This is a genomic window from Rhizobium sophorae, assembly GCF_013087515.1.
Taxonomy (GTDB): Bacteria; Pseudomonadota; Alphaproteobacteria; order Rhizobiales; family Rhizobiaceae; genus Rhizobium; species Rhizobium sophorae.
The window spans coordinates 1-16,630 of sequence record NZ_JABFCN010000035.1; the positions used below are offsets into that span (position 1 = coordinate 1).

Here is a 16,630-nt window from a genome sequence, read left to right on the forward strand (position 1 = left end):
CGCGATTACCCCATGTTTTGCGATAACGACATGCGCAAAACAAAGACCTAAAGCGCGAGCAGCAAATCTGAAAGATTGCGACGCGCCTTAGCTGCGACGATAGTCGCTGGGGGAGACCCCAGCCTCCCGGCGAAAAATCTGAGCAAAATGGCTGGGGCTCGAATACCCCACGGACATGCCGATCTCGATGATACTGGCACTGGTTTCCTGCAGAAGTTGCTGGGCTTTGGCTATGCGTTGACGAATGAAATAATGGGATGGAGAAAGGCCGGTGGCCTTCTTGAAGAGGCGGCTGAAGTGAAAAGCACTCATGCCGGCCGTTTGCGCCAGACGTGCGAGATCAAACGGCTCCTGAAGGTTGGCTTCCATGAATGCGATGGCCCGCCGTAGCTTTGCGCCCGGGAGGGCATTTGACCGCCGTGCCTCCGCATCAAATGTTGCGTATTGCCGGATAAGATGAACGGCGAGCGCCTGTGCCAATCCCTGCACAAAGAGCCGACTTCCCTGCCCCTCGGCCGTCAGTTCAGCATGGATCAGCTCCAGCATGCTGGAAAGAGGTTGGTCGCGGCCGCCCGATATGTCGCGCAGGCGCATGGCGCTGGCAGCTTTGCCGAGAACCGCTTCCGCCACCCGCTCAAACAACGGAACGGAGAGATAGAGATGCATCACCTGGAAAGGTTCGTCTCCCTCGGCACGCCAGCGCATTTCATATGGCGTGGGCGACCGCGTCAGAAAAAAGTCTCCGACTCTGACTGTGTTGGCCTCCCACTCCCCACCCAGATCGCGTTCTTCCACGCATGCCTGACCTGAGATCACCCAAACAACGAGAGGCTCGGCGACCGCCGGAACAAGAAAGGGGTGTTGCACCGTCAGGCGGGAAAACACCTGAACGAATATATCCGTCCAGGCCGGTCCATCCCCGCTAACGAGTGTTCTGCCAGAAATATATGTTTCGAGGCCGGCAGGTGACGTTCGAAGCGGGACCGGCGATATTTCCTCTCGACTATCAACCGTCATTGCTGCTCCGTTTAGAGGCGACTGCCCATCAGCATGCGATAGACATTGATCGGTAGGACACAACTCGTCGCGCTGCGCGACAAGGAAAAGCATACCCCCAACGCCGCCGACGGTCGCGGTTCGATTACAGCTACGCCGTCATACAAAGAAGGCGGCATCCCCTCGGATACCGCCCTCCCGGCCAAAAAATAGCGCTGCATCACCTAGAGTAAGCTGGCTTACGCAACGTTCAGCACGCTTTCCGGCGCGAAAGCCTCGTAACCCAGTGCGCCGGCGACCGGCTTGCTGGTGATGCGGCCCTTGTGGACGTTGAGGCCGTTCCTCAGATGCTTATCTTCGGCGATGGCGCGCAGGCCGCGATCGGCAAGCGCCAGGCCATGAACCAATGTGGCATTGTTCAGCGCGTGCGCCGAGGTGACCGGCACGGCGCCCGGCATGTTGGCAACGCAATAATGCACGACGCCGTCGACTTCATAGGTCGGATCGGAATGGGTCGTCGCGTGCGAGGTCTCGAAGCAGCCGCCCTGGTCGATGGCGACGTCGACGATGACGGAGCCCTTCTTCATGCCGGACAGCATCTCGCGGGTAACGAGCTTCGGAGCGGCAGCGCCCGGGATCAGCACGGCGCCGATAATGAGATCGGCCGAGAAGACTTCCTCCTCCAGCGCCTGGATGCTGGAATAACGCGTATGGATGCGGCCTGCGAAGATATCGTCGAGCTGGCGCAGGCGCGGCAGCGACTTGTCGAGGATGCTGACATCGGCGCCTAGGCCGGCGGCCATCCTGGCCGCATGCATGCCAACGACGCCGCCGCCGATGACCGCGACCTTGGCGGGCAGCACGCCGGGCACACCGCCGAGCAGGACGCCGAGGCCACCATTGGCCTTCTGTAGCGCGGTCGCTCCTGCCTGGATCGACAGGCGGCCAGCAACCTCCGACATCGGCGCCAGCAACGGCAGGCCACCGCGCTCGTCGGTCACCGTCTCATAGGCGATCGCAGTGACGCCGGAGGCGATGAGACCCTTGGTCTGTTCGGGATCCGGCGCCAGATGCAGATAGGTATAGAGAAGCTGGCCGTCACGGAGCTGCGCCCATTCGGCGGGCTGCGGCTCCTTCACCTTGACGATCATGTCGCACTTTTCGAAGATATCCTTGGCGGAGGCGGCGATCTTGGCACCGGCCGCCGCATAGGCAGCATCATCAGCGCCGATACCGACGCCCGCCTTGGTCTCCACCCAGACCTCGTGGCCGTGGGCAACATATTCGCGCACCGAAGCCGGCGTCAGGCCGACGCGATATTCATGATTCTTGATTTCCTTCGGGCAACCGACACGCATGCGCGTTCCTCTCATTTTATCTCCGCGTCGCGGATTTTTTCAGATGAGGAATCCAACCATCAAGGCAGTGAAATGTCCTTGCAAAGACGATTTGCGAAGACGCGATTTTTCGGCGATTATTGCGTTTCCTCTATCTTTCTTCGAAGGTTCTTCGAATGGCCGATCTCGACACCATCGATCTTGCGATTCTTCGGGCATTGCAGGCAAACGCCCGCATCACCAATGCCGAGCTTGCCGAAAGGATCGGATTGTCGCCTTCGGCATGTTCGCGCCGGCTCGATATCCTGGAAAGAAGCGGCGTCATCGGCGGCTATCATGCGCGGCTTTCACACAAGGCGCTCGACTACAAGATGATCGCCATCGTGCATATCTCGCTCTCCGGCCAGTTCGCCAAGACGCTGGCGGAATTCGAGGCAGCGGTGAAGCTCTGCCCGAACGTGCTCGTCTGTTACCTGATGTCGGGCGAATACGACTATATCCTCAGGGTCGCCGCCCGCGACCTCGAGGACTATGAGCGCATCCACCGCGACTGGCTGTCGGCCCTGCCCCACGTCGTCAAGATCAATTCGAGCTTCGCGCTCAGAGAGATCATCGACAAGCCGAATGTCGGCCTTTGAGGCCTTGCATCTTTGCCGAAAGCCTGCCCAGACTTTCGATGCGCGCAAGCGCTTCCCCACCCAATGGCAAATCATGACATCGAAGACCCAAGGCTATATTTTCGCGCTGCTGGCGATCACCATTTTCTCCCTGCAGGATGCCATCTCGAAACATCTGGCGACGGCCTATCCGCCAATCTTCGTGACGATGATCCGCTACTGGGCCTTCGCGCTTTTCACGATCATCCTCGCTTCGAAGATGCGCGGCGGCATCAAGGCGACGGCCCGCACCAAACGCCCTCTCCTGCAGGTGACCCGCGGCGTGCTGCTTGCCGTCCAGGTGGTTCTGGCCATCACCTGCTTTGCGATGATCGGCCTTGCCCGTTCACAGGCGATCTTTTCCGCGACGCCGATCCTGATCGCGCTGCTGGCGATGCCGATCCTCGGCGAGCGGGTCGGCTGGCGGCGGTGGGCGGCGATCGGCGCCGGACTTTTCGGGGTGCTGCTGATCCTGAAGCCGGAAGGCGAACTTTTCGACGTGAAGCTGCTTCTCGCCGTCATTTCCTGCTTCAACTTCGCCTTCTACGTCATCGCCACCCGTCTGGTCAGCCGCGACGATTCGTCGATGACCAGCTTCTTCTATACAGGCGTCGTCGGCGGCGTCACGATGACGCTCATCGGACCGTTCTACTGGAGCTGGATGTCGCCGGGTGACTGGGGCTGGATGGCGCTCGTCTGCATCACCAGCATTTCCAGCCATTATTTCCTAATCCGCGCCTATGATGTTCTCGATGCCGCCGCCGTCCAGCCGCTGACCTATCTGTCACTTGTCTACGCCTCGGTCATCGGCATGGCGGTCTATGACGAAACGCTCAGTCTCAACACGATCATCGGCTCGATCATCGTGGTTGCCGCCGGCATTTTCACGGTCTGGCGCGAGCATGTGGTCGGAAGCAGGGCCACTGCCGCCAATTGATGTTTCACTGCAATTTTAGCCAAGCCCCTAAAACCATTTCAATTTTCCGGCGCTATGCTCCCTCGCTATACCAAGGGAGACAGTATGACCCGCAACTTGAAAATCACGGCCCGGAAGACTGATCGGAAAAACTGCCGCGTTTTCGGCCATGTCAAATACCTGAACAGCCAGGTGGATGCCCGCATCCTCGACCTATCGCTGACCGGTGCCGCCCTGGAGATGAAGGGGCCGCTCCATGCCGCTTCCGGCAGCAAGGTGCGCATCGAGGCCGAAAACCTCGGGCTGCTCGAAGGCATCATCCGCTGGAAGCATAATGGCCGCGTCGGCATCCAGTTCGATGTGAATTCGAATGCGCGAGCGCAGATTTCGTCCTATTTCCGCTTTTTCCATAAGGAGATGCGACCGGTGCTGGCGATACGCCAACTGGCCAAAGCCGGCGCCAATAGCGACCGGATGCCTCATTTGGCAACGTCGACACTGAAATCGTAAGGCTGCACGGCCTTGGCGCCGAATGAGCGGCTGAGATCGTTCCAGTAGCTGCGATTAACGTTGACGTCGAGGGTGACCGGGCCTTGCGTCTGCGGCAGCCTGGCGCCGAGGTCCCTGACGTCGACAGTGGCGGTATTGGCGTTGGCGCCAGACAGCAGGATCGTTTCCGTGCCGAGCGGCACGTTGACTGCGCCGGGCGCCTGGCCGTTGGGGAGCGGCTCGCTTGATATGATCTGGCCGTCTCCACCGAGGAACTTGATATCGCAGGTCTGGCATTCGCCCTGCGTCCAGCCAGGATTGACTTTCAACTCGACCCGCGGCGGCAGCGAGCGAGTGCCATCCTGAGCATAAGCGACGCCGACGATGCCGAACAGGCTGGCGGCCGGACTGACTTCGATCGGCCTCGGGTTGGCTGCACTACCCTGTGCGGCGGCCATGATGAGGGCCGGTGCGCCGATGCCAAGAAGAAGCGCCTTCTGCAACTGCTGTTCGCGATAGATCAGGGCGATCGCGCCGCCGATAATGAAGAAGACGACGATGGCGGCAAGCGCGCAGGCAACGGAGATCCAAGGGTTTGCCGTCGTCGTCAGCCATTTCTCCACATCGCCGCTGTAGAGCGCCTGCGCCTTGTCGACCAGACTGGGTGCGATGCCTCCGAAACCTCCGACCAAAGCGATAACGACCTTGTTCATAATGCCATCTCCCCAATGGTTCCAGCTGTTGCCACTGTACCATAAATTGCATTTCACGACCATGCCGCTTTCCCGCTGGATTGTTTTGCCGTTCTGTCATTTTCACGGTGTACTCCTCGGCAAATCGTCCTAATTCTGACGGGCCGGACGATGCATGATCCCTATTAGGAGAATTTCCATGTCTTCCATTTTCGATGTTGGCGCGATGAGCCGCCGTTCCCTGCTCGGCGGCCTTGCCGCCACTTCCGCCCTGGTGCTGCTGCACCCTTTCAGCGCGCGCGCCAGTGCCAACCAGGCCCATCTGAGGCTGATGGAAACGACCGACATTCACGTCAACGTCTTCCCCTATGACTATTATGCCGACAAGCCGAACGACACGATGGGCCTGTCGCGCACCGGGACGATCATCGACGCGATCCGCGCAGAGGCCGTCAACTCGCTGCTGATCGACAATGGCGACGTGCTGCAGGGCAATCCGATGGGCGACTATATGGCCTATCAGCACGGCATGAAGGACGGCGACGTCCATCCGGTGATCAAGGCGATGAACACGCTCGGCTATACGGTCGGCACGCTCGGCAATCACGAGTTCAACTACGGCCTCGACTTCATGTTCAAGGTTCTATCAGGCGCAAACTTCCCCTTCGTCTGCGCCAACCTGACCAAGGGCCAGCTCGCCTCGGACCCGAGGCAGGACGATCTCTTCTTCAAGCCCTACATCATCGTCGAAAAGCAGATCAAGGATGGCGCCGGCAATGAGAGCCCCGTCAAGATCGGCTTCATCGGCTTCGTACCGCCGCAGATCATGCTCTGGGACATCAAGAACCTCGAAGGCAAGGCGCAGACGCGCGACATCGTCGAGGCCGCCAAGGCCTGGGTTCCCGCCATGAAGGAAGCCGGCGCCGATATCGTCATTGCGCTCTCGCATTCCGGCATCGATGGCAGCGCACCGTCCGAAAAGATGGAGAACGCCTCGCTGCATCTCGCCGCCGTCGACGGGATCGACGCGATCTTCACCGGCCACCAGCATCTCGTCTTCCCCGGCCCGAAGAGCTGGGACGGTGTGGCCAATGCCGATCCGGTCAAGGGCACGCTGCACGGCAAGCCTGCCGTGATGGCCGGCTTCTGGGGCTCGCATCTCGGCCTGATCGACCTGCTGCTGGAAAAGGATGGCAACAGCTGGAAGATCGTCGATTTCACGTCGGAAGCACGGCCGATCTATCACCGCGACGACAAGAAGAAAGTGGTCGCCGATTACGCCGACAAAAAGGAAGTGGTCGAGGCCGCCAAGGCTGAACACGAGGCAACGCTTGCCTATGTCCGCACCCCCGTCGGCAAGACGTCTGCGCCGCTTTACTCCTACTTCGCGCTGGTCGCCGACGACCCCTCGGTGCAGGTCGTCAGCCAAGCGCAGACCTGGTACATCAAGCAGATGCTGGCCGACACCGCATTCAAGGACCTGCCGGTTCTCTCGGCAGCAGCACCCTTCAAGGCCGGCGGCCGCGGCGGCGCCGACTATTATACCGATGTTCCGGCCGGCGATATCGCCATCAAGAACGTCGCCGACCTCTATCTCTACCCGAATACGGTGCAGGCTGTCGCTATTACCGGCGCCCAGGTGAAGAACTGGCTCGAAATGTCGGCCGGCATGTTCAATCACATCGAGGCGGGCTCAAAGGATGCGGCGCTGCTCAACAACGACTTCCCGTCCTACAACTTCGACGTGATCGATGGCGTCACCTACCAGATCGACCTGTCGCAGCCGCCGAAATATGATTCGTCTGGTAAGCCGATCAATCCGGACGCCAACCGCATCCAGAACCTCGCCTTCAATGGCAAGCCGATCGATCCGGCTCAAAAGTTCGTCGTCGTCTCGAACAACTATCGCGCCGGCGGCGGCGGCAATTTCCCCGAGATCACCGCGGACAAGGTGATCTTCCAGGCGCCGGATACCAACCGCGACGTCATCGTCCGCTATGTCCATGATCAAGGCACGATCAATCCGTCGGCCGACGCAAATTGGACCTTCAAGCCGCTCCCGGGCACGACCGCGACCTTCGAAAGCGGCCCGAAGGCGAAGCAGTTCCTCGCCGAGGTCAAGAGCGTCAAGATCGAGGATGCGGGCGAAGGCGCCGACGGTTTCTCGAAGTTCAGGCTGGTTCTTTAGGAAGACAGTATCAGCGAAGGCGCGGCACCCGCGCCTTCATCATTCGGCTGCGAGCGGCGTACCAGCTTCCTGGAGTTCCGCTATCTGAGCATGGAAATCGGCTTGGCTCGGGCAGGCGGAAAGCCGCGTGCGGAACGCGTCGATCATCCAGGTGGCGGCAGGTCCGGGCGGGTTGGCGAGCTGACGGACCGAATATATGGGATACTCCCCCTGTTCGTAGGCATCCAGATCGAGATGAACGAGCCTGCCGCTCGTCAGATCGTCATGAATCACGGAAGCCGGGAGGCCGCCCCAGCCAAGGCCGGCCGTGATGAGCTGGTGCTTCGTCGCAATATCGCTGACGCGCCACGTCTTGTAGGAGAGTACGTTGAAATCGCGCCCCTTCGTCCGTCCCGACGCATCGGTGACGACGAGCTGCACTTCCTCGCGCACGTCGCCGAGCGTCAGCGGCCGGCCGATTCCGGCAAGCGGGTGGTTATGCGCGGCAACCGGCAACATGAAGGAATGACCGATCCGGTCCGTGACGATCGAATCGTCCTGCTTTAGAACTGCGCCACCGATCCCGATCGTCGCCTTGCCGCTGAGGACAAGATCCATGACCATTCCAAGCTCACCGACATTGAGGCTTAATGAAACGGATGGAAACATCTCGCGGAATTCGCGGAGGACGTCCACCAGGGCTCGCGAAGGCACCATGACACTGATGGCGACGGAAACCTCCGCTTCGAGTCCTTCCCTCAGGCTTTTAACGCGCGCCCGCATGACTTGCAGGTCGCCCAGAATGCGTCGCGCATCCTCAAGCATCGCCTTGCCCGCCTCCGTCAGCTTCGGCTGACGCGCGCCGGAACGCTCGAAAAGCGGCACTTCGAGCTGCGCCTCTAGATTGGCGATCGTATAGCTCACGACCGATTGTGCACGGTTCAGCGCCCGCGAAGCGGCCGAGAAGCTGCCGGTCTCGGCAACGGTCAGAAATACCTGCAATTGGTCCAGAGTGGGGTTTGGCAGCATCCTCTATCCATTCCATCGATAGTTTCGATCGACATTATCACCGTTTTTTCGATAGCAGGCCAGACCTATTTTCCTCATCGAACTGCGGCTCACCTCCCAGTAACGGGCCGTCAAATCCCATTCGAAAGGAAATGCACCATGTCGTCCATCCTTCTTCTGACGTCCAGCCCGCGTGCCGAATCGCTCTCGACGCCGATCGCCGTCGATCTCGCTGAAAAGCTGAAGAGCCAGAATCCGGGCAGCGTCGTCGTTCGCCGCGACCTTGCCGCCAATCCGCTGCCGCATATCGATGACCTCTTCACCGGCGCTATTCGCAAGCCGGCCGACGCCCGCACCGCTGAGGAAACGGCAGCCGTCAAAACCTCCGACGAGCTTGTCAACGAGCTGCTCGCCGCCGACACGATCGTCATCAGCACCGGCCTCATCAATTTCAACATCTATTCGTCGCTGAAGACATGGATCGACAACGTCGCCCGCGCCGGCCTGACCTTCAAGTACACGGAAAGCGGCCCGGTTGGGCTGGCAACCGGCAAGAAGGTCTATGTGGTGCTGGCCTCGGGTGGCGTCTACTCGCAGGGCCCGGCCGCCGCCTTGAACCATGCCGTGCCGTACCTGAAGTCGGTTCTCGGTTTCCTCGGCATCAGCGACATCGAGACCATCTATGTCGAAGGCCTGGCCTTTGGTCCGGAAGCTGCCGAAAAGGCGATCGACGCCGCCAAGTCGCGCGTCCAGGAAATCGCGCTGGCCGCCTGATCGGCTCCTAAACGCTTCACGCAACGGCCGGCCCTTCGCCGGCCGTTTTTCATTTGTCGATATCGGCGACAAAATCCCGCACCGTCGCCAGGATTTCGGCCGAGAGTTCCTCGTCGGAGGAAATCCTGGCAAGGCCGACGCCGCCGGCCATCATCGCGAAGGCCGTGATCGCCTTGCGCCGCCTTTCTCCTTCGTCCGCTCCCGCTGCCTTGCTCGCCAGCGACGCGAAATTGCGCCTGAGCCCGTCCGTCGCAATCCCCCGTGCCTTCTCGCCGCTGCGTGATATATCGGAGGTCAGCGCGGCAAAAGGGCAGCCCTCACCCGGATTGTCGCGATGATAGGCGCTGACATAACGATCGGCGACATCGGCAGCCGTCATCTCCGCCGGGTTTATCCCCTCGGCCTCCAGCTTGCGTCGCCATGAATCGAAAGCGGACTGGATCGCCTCGGCGACCAGATCGTCGCGGGAGGCGAAATGCTTGTAGAAACCGCCGACGGTCAATCCGGCCTCCTTCATCAGGTCGGCGACGCCAACACCTTCGAGCCCCTCCTCGCGCAGCCGCTTCGATGCGGTCTCGACAATCTTCTCGTGCGTCTTCTGTTTTTCCAACTGCGAACGGCCCATCGGAATCTCCCCGGCACTGCCTCTTGACTCATATAGATTATTACCATAATCCTCATGGATAACGATCATAATCCAGATCGTTGCCAATTCCAAGAGGAGCATGAATCATGCGTCTACAAAACAAAGTCGCCCTGATCACCGGCGGAAACAGTGGCATCGGTCTTGCGACCGCCCGGGTCTTCATCGACGAGGGTGCCAAGGTGGTGATCACCGGCCGCAATCCGGAAACGCTCGCGGCTGCCGAAAAGGCGCTGGGCGCCGGCGTGCTGGCGCTGAAGGTCGATGTCACCGATGCCGCTGCCACGGAGAAGGCCTTTGCGGAAGCCGCCGCAAAGGTCGGCAAGCTCGACATCGTCTTCGCGAATGCCGGCATCGGCGGCGCGACGCCGCTCGGCGAGACATCACCGGCGCAGTTTAACCAGATCATCAGCACCAATCTCACGGCGGTTTTCTTCACCGTGCAATCAGCCCTGCCGCATCTCAACGACGGCGCTTCGGTGATTCTCAACGGGTCCGTGCATGCCGTGCTCGGCGCTCCCGGCTGGTCGGCCTATGCGGCGACCAAGGCGGCTGTCCGGGCAATGACGCGTAACATGGCATCCGAGCTCGCGCCGCGCGGCATTCGGGTGAATCAGGTAACGCCCGGCGGCACCAAAACGCCGATCTGGTCGCCGATGGCTCAGACGGAAGATGCCATGTCGGCGCTCGAGGCGCGCATCGGCGGCATGAGCCCGCTCGGCCGCATGAGCGAAGCCGACGAAATCGCCAAGGCGGCGCTCTATCTGGCTTCGGATGATTCGGCCAACGTCACCGGCATCGAGATCACCGTCGACGGCGGCATGACGAGCGCGCCATCCGGCGCCAAGATCTTCCGCGCTGCCTGAATGAGTTTCAGCTGAGTTTCACCACGCCGGGGCGGCCGACGACACAGTTGCGGCCGCTCTTCTTGGCTGCGTAGAGCCTGCCGTCGGCTGCTGTCAGCACGGCGGTGAAATCGACGCCGTCCTCGTCGGCGGTCGCAACGCCGATGCTGACCGTGATCGGCCTGTCATCCGGCGTCTTGACGCTGGTCGCGATCGTCCAGCGCAGGCGCTCGGCAAGCAGCAGACCTTCCTCGTGGTCGGTGCCCGGACAGACGGCAACGAATTCCTCGCCGCCGAAGCGGAAGACGCGGTCGCTGGAACGCAGTGTTGTACCGAGCCGAGCGGCGATCGCTTTCAGCACCTCGTCGCCCTGTAGATGACCGTAGCCGTCATTGACATCCTTGAAGTGATCGGCGTCGATAATGAGGACGGTGGCGAATGACCCCTGCTTCAGTGCCTCGAGCAGCATCAGCGGCGCTTCCATTTCCATGCGCGTCCGATCGTAGACACCGGTGAGCATGTCGCGGCCGGTGCGCTCCAGCAGATCGTTGTAGCGCTCGCGAAACGTCAGGTCGCCGAATACGTCGCTAATCGAGCGTGCGGACCCAGCTGCGCCGATACGGCGAACACGATATTCATAGAATGCGAACATCGCCGCGTAGAGGCAGACGGCAAGCATTTTCGCCTTCCATCCACCCCAGAATGCGGCGATCGGCACATCCAGGAAGTAATGCAGCGCGGCGAAGAAGCCGATCTGGTCGAAGGTCAGCAGCACGAAGCCCGAAATCAGGAAACGCAGGACGACGCGGCGGCGGAAGAAATCGCCGAGTTTTTCATAAAGCAGGATGATGCCGAGCGAATCGACATAAAGCAGCGCCGTGCCCCAGACCATCAGCCAGCCCATCTCCTTGAGGAAATCGACGTCCGGCGTGTGGTTGGTCGATATCTGCAGCGGCTGGTGCAGCTGCAGCACCCAGGCAATACCGACGGTGAGCAGGTTGCCGAGGAAGAGGCCGTAGATCGGCTGGCGCACCGTCGCGGCATCCTCCTGCAGGTAAAGCATCAGGATCATCATCAGCTTGCCGGAGAAGAAGACGGATGAGCCCGGTGACACGTCCCCGAACGGCAGCGAGACATAGAAAACCGCCGCCAGATAGGTCTCCATGAAATGCATGACGCCGAGCGCCGTCAGGAAAACCCCGAGACCGAGCCGATGGCGAAAGTGCAGGAGCGTCACCATCAGCGCGAAATAGGCGACGGCTTCGACGACGAAGAGAAGGAGGTTGAGTGTCTCCATCATCAGACCGCGGCTCCGGACGTTCGGCCTCGTCCTGGCGCGGTGATCGCGACAGCGAATCCATTGGTCAATCGTCCGAAACAGTCAAACACGGGGGTGTCCTGCAAATCCTGCAGGCGATACCTTTCACCGCAATCCTTTAAGATTGCGTGAGCGAAACGCGCTCGCTGGAGGGCAGCCGGTCACACACAGGAATAGTTGCAGCCGGGTATCAGGGACCTATGCCCGGATCCCGATTCAGACCTGACGAAGCTTCTCGCCGTCGCCAAAGAGCGACGAACCATGCTGATCGATGATCTGCTGCGCCTTGCGCACCGTGCATTCGAGCGCGTCATCGGAGGAGGAAAACAGATCGGCGCGGATGAAATTGCGCACCAGCACCTCGTCGCCGACCTTCTTTTCGATGCGGCCGGCAAGGCGATACTGGCCGCCTTCCTTGCGCGGCTCGGCATAGATCGTGCAATCACCGTAAAGCTGCGGCTCGCCGGAAGGGCCTGCCGCCTCCGAAGCCGGTTTGCCGCCGCCGGAGAACATCGAAAAGATATTTGAAATGAACGAAGCCATGCTCCGCCTTTAGCACGACGACATCGCTATCGCCAAGTCAAATGATCAGATTGGCGAGGATCTCGTTTTCGGTGATATCCTCGTAACCCATGCCGGCTGCTTCGAAATTTTCGATTAGCCGGGCGAAATTCTCCGGCGCCTTGGTTTCGATGCCAATCAGGATCGAGCCGAAGTTGCGCGCCGATTTTTTCAGATATTCGAAGCGGGCGATATCGTCGTCAGGGCCGAGCAGATTGAGGAAATCCCGGAGCGCACCGGGGCGCTGGGCGAGCCGCAGGATGAAGTATTTCTTCAGCCCTGCGTAACGCATGGCTCTTTCCTTTACGTCAGGCAGACGCTCGAAATCGAAATTGCCGCCGGAGACGACAGCCACGATGGTCTTGCCGCGGATCGCTTGGCCGTCCATCACGGCGATCGCCGTCAGCGACAGCGCGCCTGCCGGCTCCAGAACGACGCCCTCGACATTCAGCATCTCCTGAATGGTGACGCAGATGGCGTTCTCCGGCATCAATTGCACTTGGCTTGCCGGGAACTCACGAAGAGCGGCGAAATTCAGGTCGCCGATCCGGGCGACGGCTGCGCCATCGACGAAATTGTCGACCTTGGCAAGCGTCGTCACCTTGCCCGCCTCGATGCTGCGCCTAAGGCTCGGCGCGCCGGCGGGCTCGGTGAAGACGAAAGCCGATTTCGGCACCGTGCCGTCGAGATAACCGGTGATGCCGGCAGCCAGTCCACCGCCGCCAACCGGCAGGACAACCATGTCGGGCACCGTTCCTTCCGGCAGCTGCTGCATGATTTCGGCGGCGACGGTCGCCTGGCCTTCAATGATGTCGGCATGGTCGAAGGGCGGCACCATGACGCCGCCCACCGCCTCCACATGTTCGCGGGCGGCCTGGTAGCACTGGTCGAAGAAGTCGCCGAACAGCCGGATGGTGATGAATTCGGCGCCGAACATGCGGGTCTTGTCGATCTTTTGCTGCGGTGTCGTCACCGGCATGAAGACGACGCCCGGCACGCCGAAATGGCGGCAGACGAAGGCAAAACCCTGAGCGTGATTGCCGGCCGAGGCGCAGACGAAGGTCTTGCCGGCAGCACCCTGCCCGATCGCCTTGCGGAAGAAATTGAAGGCGCCGCGGATCTTGTAGGAGCGCACCGGCGACAGATCCTCGCGCTTCAGCCAGATATCGGCTCCGTAGCGGGCCGACAGGTGATCGTTGAGCTGCAGCGGCGTTGCCGGAAACAGGCTGCGCATTGCCTCTTCGGCGCTTTCGACATCAAGTCTCGTCACGGGCGTGGTCCATTCTCATGAGTAGCCACTGCCGCTATGGCATAGGCCGACCGGCAAAAGAAAGCCCGTTTCGGCCATTTCCGGTTCGCTCCCGGGCAAGCCTTTCTTAAGCCAATCGCGAAATCGGCGGCAGATGAACTGATTTTAACTGTCAATGAAAAGCCAAGCCACTAATATGAAACCATGATGATCTTCAAATTTTCAAGGCCGCTCGCCTGGCTGCTGCTCGCCCTCATCCTCTTCGTCACGGTTTCGCCGATCGGGCTGAGGCCGGAAACGGTCACGACGGTCGATACCGACCGCGGGGGCGCCTTTGTTCTCGTCGGCCTCGCCTTCGCGCTCGCCTATCCGAGACAATGGAAGATGGTGGCGGTGCTGCTGATTGCCGGTGCAGTCGCCATCGAATATCTGCAGTATCTCACACCAACACGCCATCCACGCCTGCACGATGCCGGCATCAAGGCCGCGGGCGCAGCCCTCGGGCTGCTGGCTGGCTGGCTGATCAACAGGTGGCGCGAGACCAAAGCGCCAAACGCGGTTCCGCTCACAGAGCGATGATCACGATCAGAACAGACCGCACATAATCCCGAAAATCGAATACGGCATCTGTCCAGATCGAAAGTGATAGAGCGTCCTTAGAGCGTCTTCTTAGACGCGCTAAGGACGCTCTAGAACCCGCGCAAATGCATTGCCCAGAAGAATAGCGGTATCGCGGCTATCGCAGTCCCCAGAACAAGTGCGACACTGGTCTTGAAGATGCGGATGCGCCGAACCTTAGTCCCATTCCAATCGTAAACCATCGTCTTACTCCCACAAGACAACCCTTACTCAACTGTCGCGGCGCAATCGTTACGCCGGAAATTCCTTTGTCAAGCGATAACTTGCTTTTATGCACAATATACAAGCAGATTCAATACAGGCATATTCACACAGGATTATGAAGGTGGTGCGGGCGACGGGGGTCGAACCCGTACAGCCAAGGCCGAGGGATTTTAAGTCCCTTGCGTCTACCAGTTTCGCCACGCCCGCTTGCGGCATTTTCAATATCTTGCGTCATGGGCGATGGGAAGAGCCGCAAGGCGTAAAAATCATGCCTGTTTTGCCGGCAGCACCGACGAATGATCGGCCAGGCATTTCCCTCCCGAAAGCGATGAAGGCTGCGCAGTCTGTCGTGGGAGAAAACAGAAAAGACGCGGCGAGCCTCACGCCCGCCGCGCCTTCATTATTTCAGCGTCAAAGATCAGGCGAGCTTGGCAGCAAGCTTGGCGACATGGGCGCCTTGGTATTTCGCGCCTTCCAGCTCGATCTCGGAAGGCTGGCGAGAGCCGTCGCCGTTGGTGATGGTGGAGGCGCCGTAGGGCGAGCCGCCCTTGACTTCCTCGGTGCCCATCTGGCCCTGGAAGGCATAAGGCAGGCCGGCAACGACCATGCCCTGATGCAGGAAAGTCGGGATGAAGCCGAGGATGGTTGATTCCTGGCCGCCGTGCTGGGTTGCCGAGGAGGTGAAGACCGAACCGAGCTTGCCGACGAGCTTGCCGGCGAACCAGAGGCCGCCCGTCTGGTCCCAGAAATTGCGCATCTGCGAGGCGACCGTGCCGAAGCGGGTGCCCGCGCCGACGATGATCGCGTCATAATCCGCCAGTTCGTCGACGGTGGCGATCGGAGCCGCCTGGTCGACCTTGTAATAGGAAGCCTTGGCGACGTCTTCCGGAACCAGTTCCGGAACGCGCTTGACGGTGACTTCGGCACCGGCCGACTTCGCGCCTTCTGCGACGGCGTAGGCCATAGTTTCGATATGGCCGTAAGCCGAATAATAAAGGACGAGAACCTTCGCCATCTTTTATCTTCCTTGAAACATCGGGTTGAATTTCGTGCCCGACGCGATTTCTATCAGCGCGCCTGGCTGAACAAAGCCCCGTGCCGAAGAACTCAGTGTTCACCACTTGGAGACGAAAATTCGCTTGCGGTTTTCACTTCGGCAAAAATGACGCATCGCCCGAATTGAAAAGTTGGAGCATCATGTCGCCCGAACCCCCTGTACTTTTCGGCATCATGCCTCTGGTGTTTGCAAAGCGACCGAACGGCGCTACCTATTTCCCAGCCTCACATCACGGAACATCCCATGAGCCAAGACATCGTCGTCACCGCCGCCATGCTCGCCATCGGCGACGAACTTCTCTCCGGCCGCACCAAGGATAAAAATATCGGCCATCTCGCCGATCTGCTGACGCTTTCCGGCATCGACCTCAAGGAGGTGCGCATAGTCGCCGACGACGAGGACGCGATCGTCGAGGCGTTGAACGCGCTTCGCGGCAAATATGATTACGTCTTCACCTCGGGCGGCATCGGGCCGACGCATGACGACATCACCGCCGATGCTATCTCCAAGGCTTTCGGCGTGCCCTGCGAATACGACGAAACAGCAATGACGCTGCTTGCGGAGATGTACCGCCGCCGCGAGATGGAATTCACCGAGGCGCGGCAGCGCATGGCGCGCATGCCGCGGGGCGCTGTGCATATCGCCAACCCGGTCTCGACTGCGCCGGGCTTCATCATCGGCAATGTCTATGTCATGGCCGGTGTGCCCCAGGTCTTCCAGGCGATGGTCGACAATGTGCTGCCGACGCTTCGGACCGGCACGCCGGTGTTGTCGCTGGCCATCGCCTGCCCTTACGGCGAAGGCGAGATCGGCACGCCGCTGACCGCGATCCAGAAAGCGCATCCGGAAACAAGCATCGGCTCCTACCCGCGCTATATCGGCCAGAAATTTTCGACCGAGATCGTCGTGCGCGGCCGCTCGCAGGCGGTGATCGACGCGGCCGGCGCCGAGGTGCGGGAGATGATCGACGCCATCCGCCGAAGGAAGGACATCGCCGAAAACCATTCCGCCGAGGCTTGAGGGCAACGCCGGAACTCAAGGCCATCCTTGATCCCGATCAAGGAACAGGAAAACGGTCC

General features: G+C 60.4%; 17 protein-coding genes and 1 tRNA gene. 8 read left to right on the forward strand and 10 right to left on the reverse strand.

What is annotated here, in order from left to right; all coding sequences use genetic code 11:
* Positions 1-87: 87 nt before the first annotated feature.
* The gene (locus tag G9X64_RS21630) at positions 88-1,017 is read right to left on the reverse strand and encodes a helix-turn-helix domain-containing protein (protein WP_244956144.1); all 930 of its coding nucleotides are present in this window, start codon (positions 1,015-1,017) and stop codon (positions 88-90) included.
* 218 nt (positions 1,018-1,235) lie between these two features.
* Entirely contained in the window at positions 1,236-2,354 is a 1,119-nt protein-coding gene (gene ald, locus G9X64_RS21635; protein ID WP_168310215.1) for an alanine dehydrogenase, read from the reverse strand.
* Between the two features lie 155 nt (positions 2,355-2,509).
* On the opposite strand from ald, the gene G9X64_RS21640 reads away from it, so the two are divergent.
* The 3 genes from G9X64_RS21640 (at position 2,510) to G9X64_RS21650 (ending at position 4,415) form a co-directional block, all read left to right on the forward strand.
* Positions 2,510-2,971 carry an Lrp/AsnC family transcriptional regulator gene (locus G9X64_RS21640; RefSeq protein ID WP_003538804.1) on the forward strand — a complete coding sequence of 154 codons (462 nt, stop codon included), beginning with the start codon at positions 2,510-2,512 and terminating at the stop codon, positions 2,969-2,971.
* Positions 2,972-3,044: 73 nt separating this feature from the next.
* A complete protein-coding gene (locus tag G9X64_RS21645; RefSeq protein WP_168310162.1) occupies positions 3,045-3,926 on the forward strand; it encodes a DMT family transporter in 882 nt (293 codons plus the stop codon).
* Positions 3,927-4,010: 84 nt separating this feature from the next.
* Entirely contained in the window at positions 4,011-4,415 is a 405-nt protein-coding gene (locus G9X64_RS21650; protein WP_168310161.1) for a PilZ domain-containing protein, read from the forward strand.
* Here the strand turns inward: G9X64_RS21650 and G9X64_RS21655 are convergent.
* Positions 4,385-5,107 (reverse strand): hypothetical protein, encoded by a 723-nt coding sequence (locus G9X64_RS21655; RefSeq protein WP_168310160.1) that lies wholly within the window; start codon positions 5,105-5,107, stop codon positions 4,385-4,387. The two genes, G9X64_RS21650 and G9X64_RS21655, sit on opposite strands and share 31 nt — an antisense overlap.
* Before the next feature lie 178 nt (positions 5,108-5,285).
* Here G9X64_RS21655 and G9X64_RS21660 point away from each other — a divergent pair, with 178 nt between their 5' ends.
* Entirely contained in the window at positions 5,286-7,274 is a 1,989-nt protein-coding gene (locus G9X64_RS21660; protein WP_168310159.1) for a bifunctional 2',3'-cyclic-nucleotide 2'-phosphodiesterase/3'-nucleotidase, read from the forward strand.
* 39 nt (positions 7,275-7,313) lie between these two features.
* Here G9X64_RS21660 and G9X64_RS21665 read toward each other — a convergent pair whose 3' ends face one another.
* The gene (locus G9X64_RS21665) at positions 7,314-8,282 is read right to left on the reverse strand and encodes a LysR family transcriptional regulator (RefSeq protein ID WP_171377373.1); all 969 of its coding nucleotides are present in this window, start codon (positions 8,280-8,282) and stop codon (positions 7,314-7,316) included.
* A 138-nt stretch (positions 8,283-8,420) separates the two neighbouring features.
* Here G9X64_RS21665 and G9X64_RS21670 point away from each other — a divergent pair, with 138 nt between their 5' ends.
* Positions 8,421-9,035, forward strand: coding sequence for an FMN-dependent NADH-azoreductase (locus tag G9X64_RS21670; protein ID WP_168310157.1), 615 nt, complete (start codon positions 8,421-8,423; stop codon positions 9,033-9,035).
* Between the two features lie 49 nt (positions 9,036-9,084).
* Here the strand turns inward: G9X64_RS21670 and G9X64_RS21675 are convergent, their stop codons facing one another.
* Positions 9,085-9,660, reverse strand: coding sequence for a TetR/AcrR family transcriptional regulator (locus tag G9X64_RS21675; RefSeq protein WP_168310156.1), 576 nt, complete (start codon positions 9,658-9,660; stop codon positions 9,085-9,087).
* 107 nt (positions 9,661-9,767) lie between these two features.
* Here G9X64_RS21675 and G9X64_RS21680 point away from each other — a divergent pair, with 107 nt between their 5' ends.
* Positions 9,768-10,544 (forward strand): SDR family oxidoreductase, encoded by a 777-nt coding sequence (locus G9X64_RS21680; protein WP_168310155.1) that lies wholly within the window; start codon positions 9,768-9,770, stop codon positions 10,542-10,544.
* A 7-nt stretch (positions 10,545-10,551) separates the two neighbouring features.
* On the opposite strand, the gene G9X64_RS21685 is transcribed toward G9X64_RS21680, so the two are convergent.
* The 3 genes from G9X64_RS21685 to ilvA all read right to left on the reverse strand — a co-directional run bounded on the left by G9X64_RS21685 (position 10,552) and on the right by ilvA (position 13,672).
* Positions 10,552-11,823, reverse strand: coding sequence for a GGDEF domain-containing protein (locus G9X64_RS21685; RefSeq protein WP_168310154.1), 1,272 nt, complete (start codon positions 11,821-11,823; stop codon positions 10,552-10,554).
* A gap of 234 nt (positions 11,824-12,057) precedes the next feature.
* Positions 12,058-12,384, reverse strand: coding sequence for an HlyU family transcriptional regulator (locus G9X64_RS21690; protein WP_003538786.1), 327 nt, complete (start codon positions 12,382-12,384; stop codon positions 12,058-12,060).
* Positions 12,385-12,421: 37 nt separating this feature from the next.
* Positions 12,422-13,672 carry a threonine ammonia-lyase gene (gene ilvA / locus G9X64_RS21695; RefSeq protein WP_168310153.1) on the reverse strand — a complete coding sequence of 417 codons (1,251 nt, stop codon included), beginning with the start codon at positions 13,670-13,672 and terminating at the stop codon, positions 12,422-12,424.
* A 183-nt stretch (positions 13,673-13,855) separates the two neighbouring features.
* Between ilvA and G9X64_RS21700 the strand changes: the two genes are divergently transcribed.
* Positions 13,856-14,230 carry a VanZ family protein gene (locus tag G9X64_RS21700; protein ID WP_168310152.1) on the forward strand — a complete coding sequence of 125 codons (375 nt, stop codon included), beginning with the start codon at positions 13,856-13,858 and terminating at the stop codon, positions 14,228-14,230.
* A 386-nt stretch (positions 14,231-14,616) separates the two neighbouring features.
* On the opposite strand, the gene G9X64_RS21705 is transcribed toward G9X64_RS21700, so the two are convergent.
* Positions 14,617-14,701 (reverse strand) — tRNA-Leu (locus tag G9X64_RS21705).
* Positions 14,702-14,912: 211 nt separating this feature from the next.
* Entirely contained in the window at positions 14,913-15,509 is a 597-nt protein-coding gene (wrbA, locus tag G9X64_RS21710) for an NAD(P)H:quinone oxidoreductase type IV (RefSeq protein WP_003538774.1), read from the reverse strand.
* Positions 15,510-15,794: 285 nt separating this feature from the next.
* Between wrbA and G9X64_RS21715 the strand changes: the two genes are divergently transcribed.
* Positions 15,795-16,571, forward strand: a complete 777-nt coding sequence (locus G9X64_RS21715; protein ID WP_168310151.1) for a competence/damage-inducible protein A — start codon at positions 15,795-15,797, stop codon at positions 16,569-16,571.
* Positions 16,572-16,630: the final 59 nt, after the last annotated feature.

What these genes read in the sequence shown, in the direction of transcription:
- G9X64_RS21650 (WP_168310161.1), top strand. Translation starts at nt 4,011, where the DNA reads ATGACCCGCAACTTGAAAATCACGGCCCGGAAGACTGATCGGAAAAAC.
- G9X64_RS21640 (WP_003538804.1), top strand. Translation starts at nt 2,510, where the DNA reads ATGGCCGATCTCGACACCATCGATCTTGCGATTCTTCGGGCATTGCAG.
- G9X64_RS21660 (WP_168310159.1), top strand. Translation starts at nt 5,286, where the DNA reads ATGTCTTCCATTTTCGATGTTGGCGCGATGAGCCGCCGTTCCCTGCTC.
- G9X64_RS21715 (WP_168310151.1), top strand. Translation starts at nt 15,795, where the DNA reads ATGAGCCAAGACATCGTCGTCACCGCCGCCATGCTCGCCATCGGCGAC.
- ald (WP_168310215.1), bottom strand. Translation starts at nt 2,354, where the DNA reads ATGCGTGTCGGTTGCCCGAAGGAAATCAAGAATCATGAATATCGCGTC.
- wrbA (WP_003538774.1), bottom strand. Translation starts at nt 15,509, where the DNA reads ATGGCGAAGGTTCTCGTCCTTTATTATTCGGCTTACGGCCATATCGAA.
- G9X64_RS21700 (WP_168310152.1), top strand. Translation starts at nt 13,856, where the DNA reads ATGATGATCTTCAAATTTTCAAGGCCGCTCGCCTGGCTGCTGCTCGCC.
- G9X64_RS21680 (WP_168310155.1), top strand. Translation starts at nt 9,768, where the DNA reads ATGCGTCTACAAAACAAAGTCGCCCTGATCACCGGCGGAAACAGTGGC.
- G9X64_RS21665 (WP_171377373.1), bottom strand. Translation starts at nt 8,282, where the DNA reads ATGCTGCCAAACCCCACTCTGGACCAATTGCAGGTATTTCTGACCGTT.
- G9X64_RS21630 (WP_244956144.1), bottom strand. Translation starts at nt 1,017, where the DNA reads ATGACGGTTGATAGTCGAGAGGAAATATCGCCGGTCCCGCTTCGAACG.
- G9X64_RS21670 (WP_168310157.1), top strand. Translation starts at nt 8,421, where the DNA reads ATGTCGTCCATCCTTCTTCTGACGTCCAGCCCGCGTGCCGAATCGCTC.
- G9X64_RS21675 (WP_168310156.1), bottom strand. Translation starts at nt 9,660, where the DNA reads ATGGGCCGTTCGCAGTTGGAAAAACAGAAGACGCACGAGAAGATTGTC.
- G9X64_RS21645 (WP_168310162.1), top strand. Translation starts at nt 3,045, where the DNA reads ATGACATCGAAGACCCAAGGCTATATTTTCGCGCTGCTGGCGATCACC.
- G9X64_RS21685 (WP_168310154.1), bottom strand. Translation starts at nt 11,823, where the DNA reads ATGATGGAGACACTCAACCTCCTTCTCTTCGTCGTCGAAGCCGTCGCC.
- G9X64_RS21655 (WP_168310160.1), bottom strand. Translation starts at nt 5,107, where the DNA reads ATGAACAAGGTCGTTATCGCTTTGGTCGGAGGTTTCGGAGGCATCGCA.
- G9X64_RS21690 (WP_003538786.1), bottom strand. Translation starts at nt 12,384, where the DNA reads ATGGCTTCGTTCATTTCAAATATCTTTTCGATGTTCTCCGGCGGCGGC.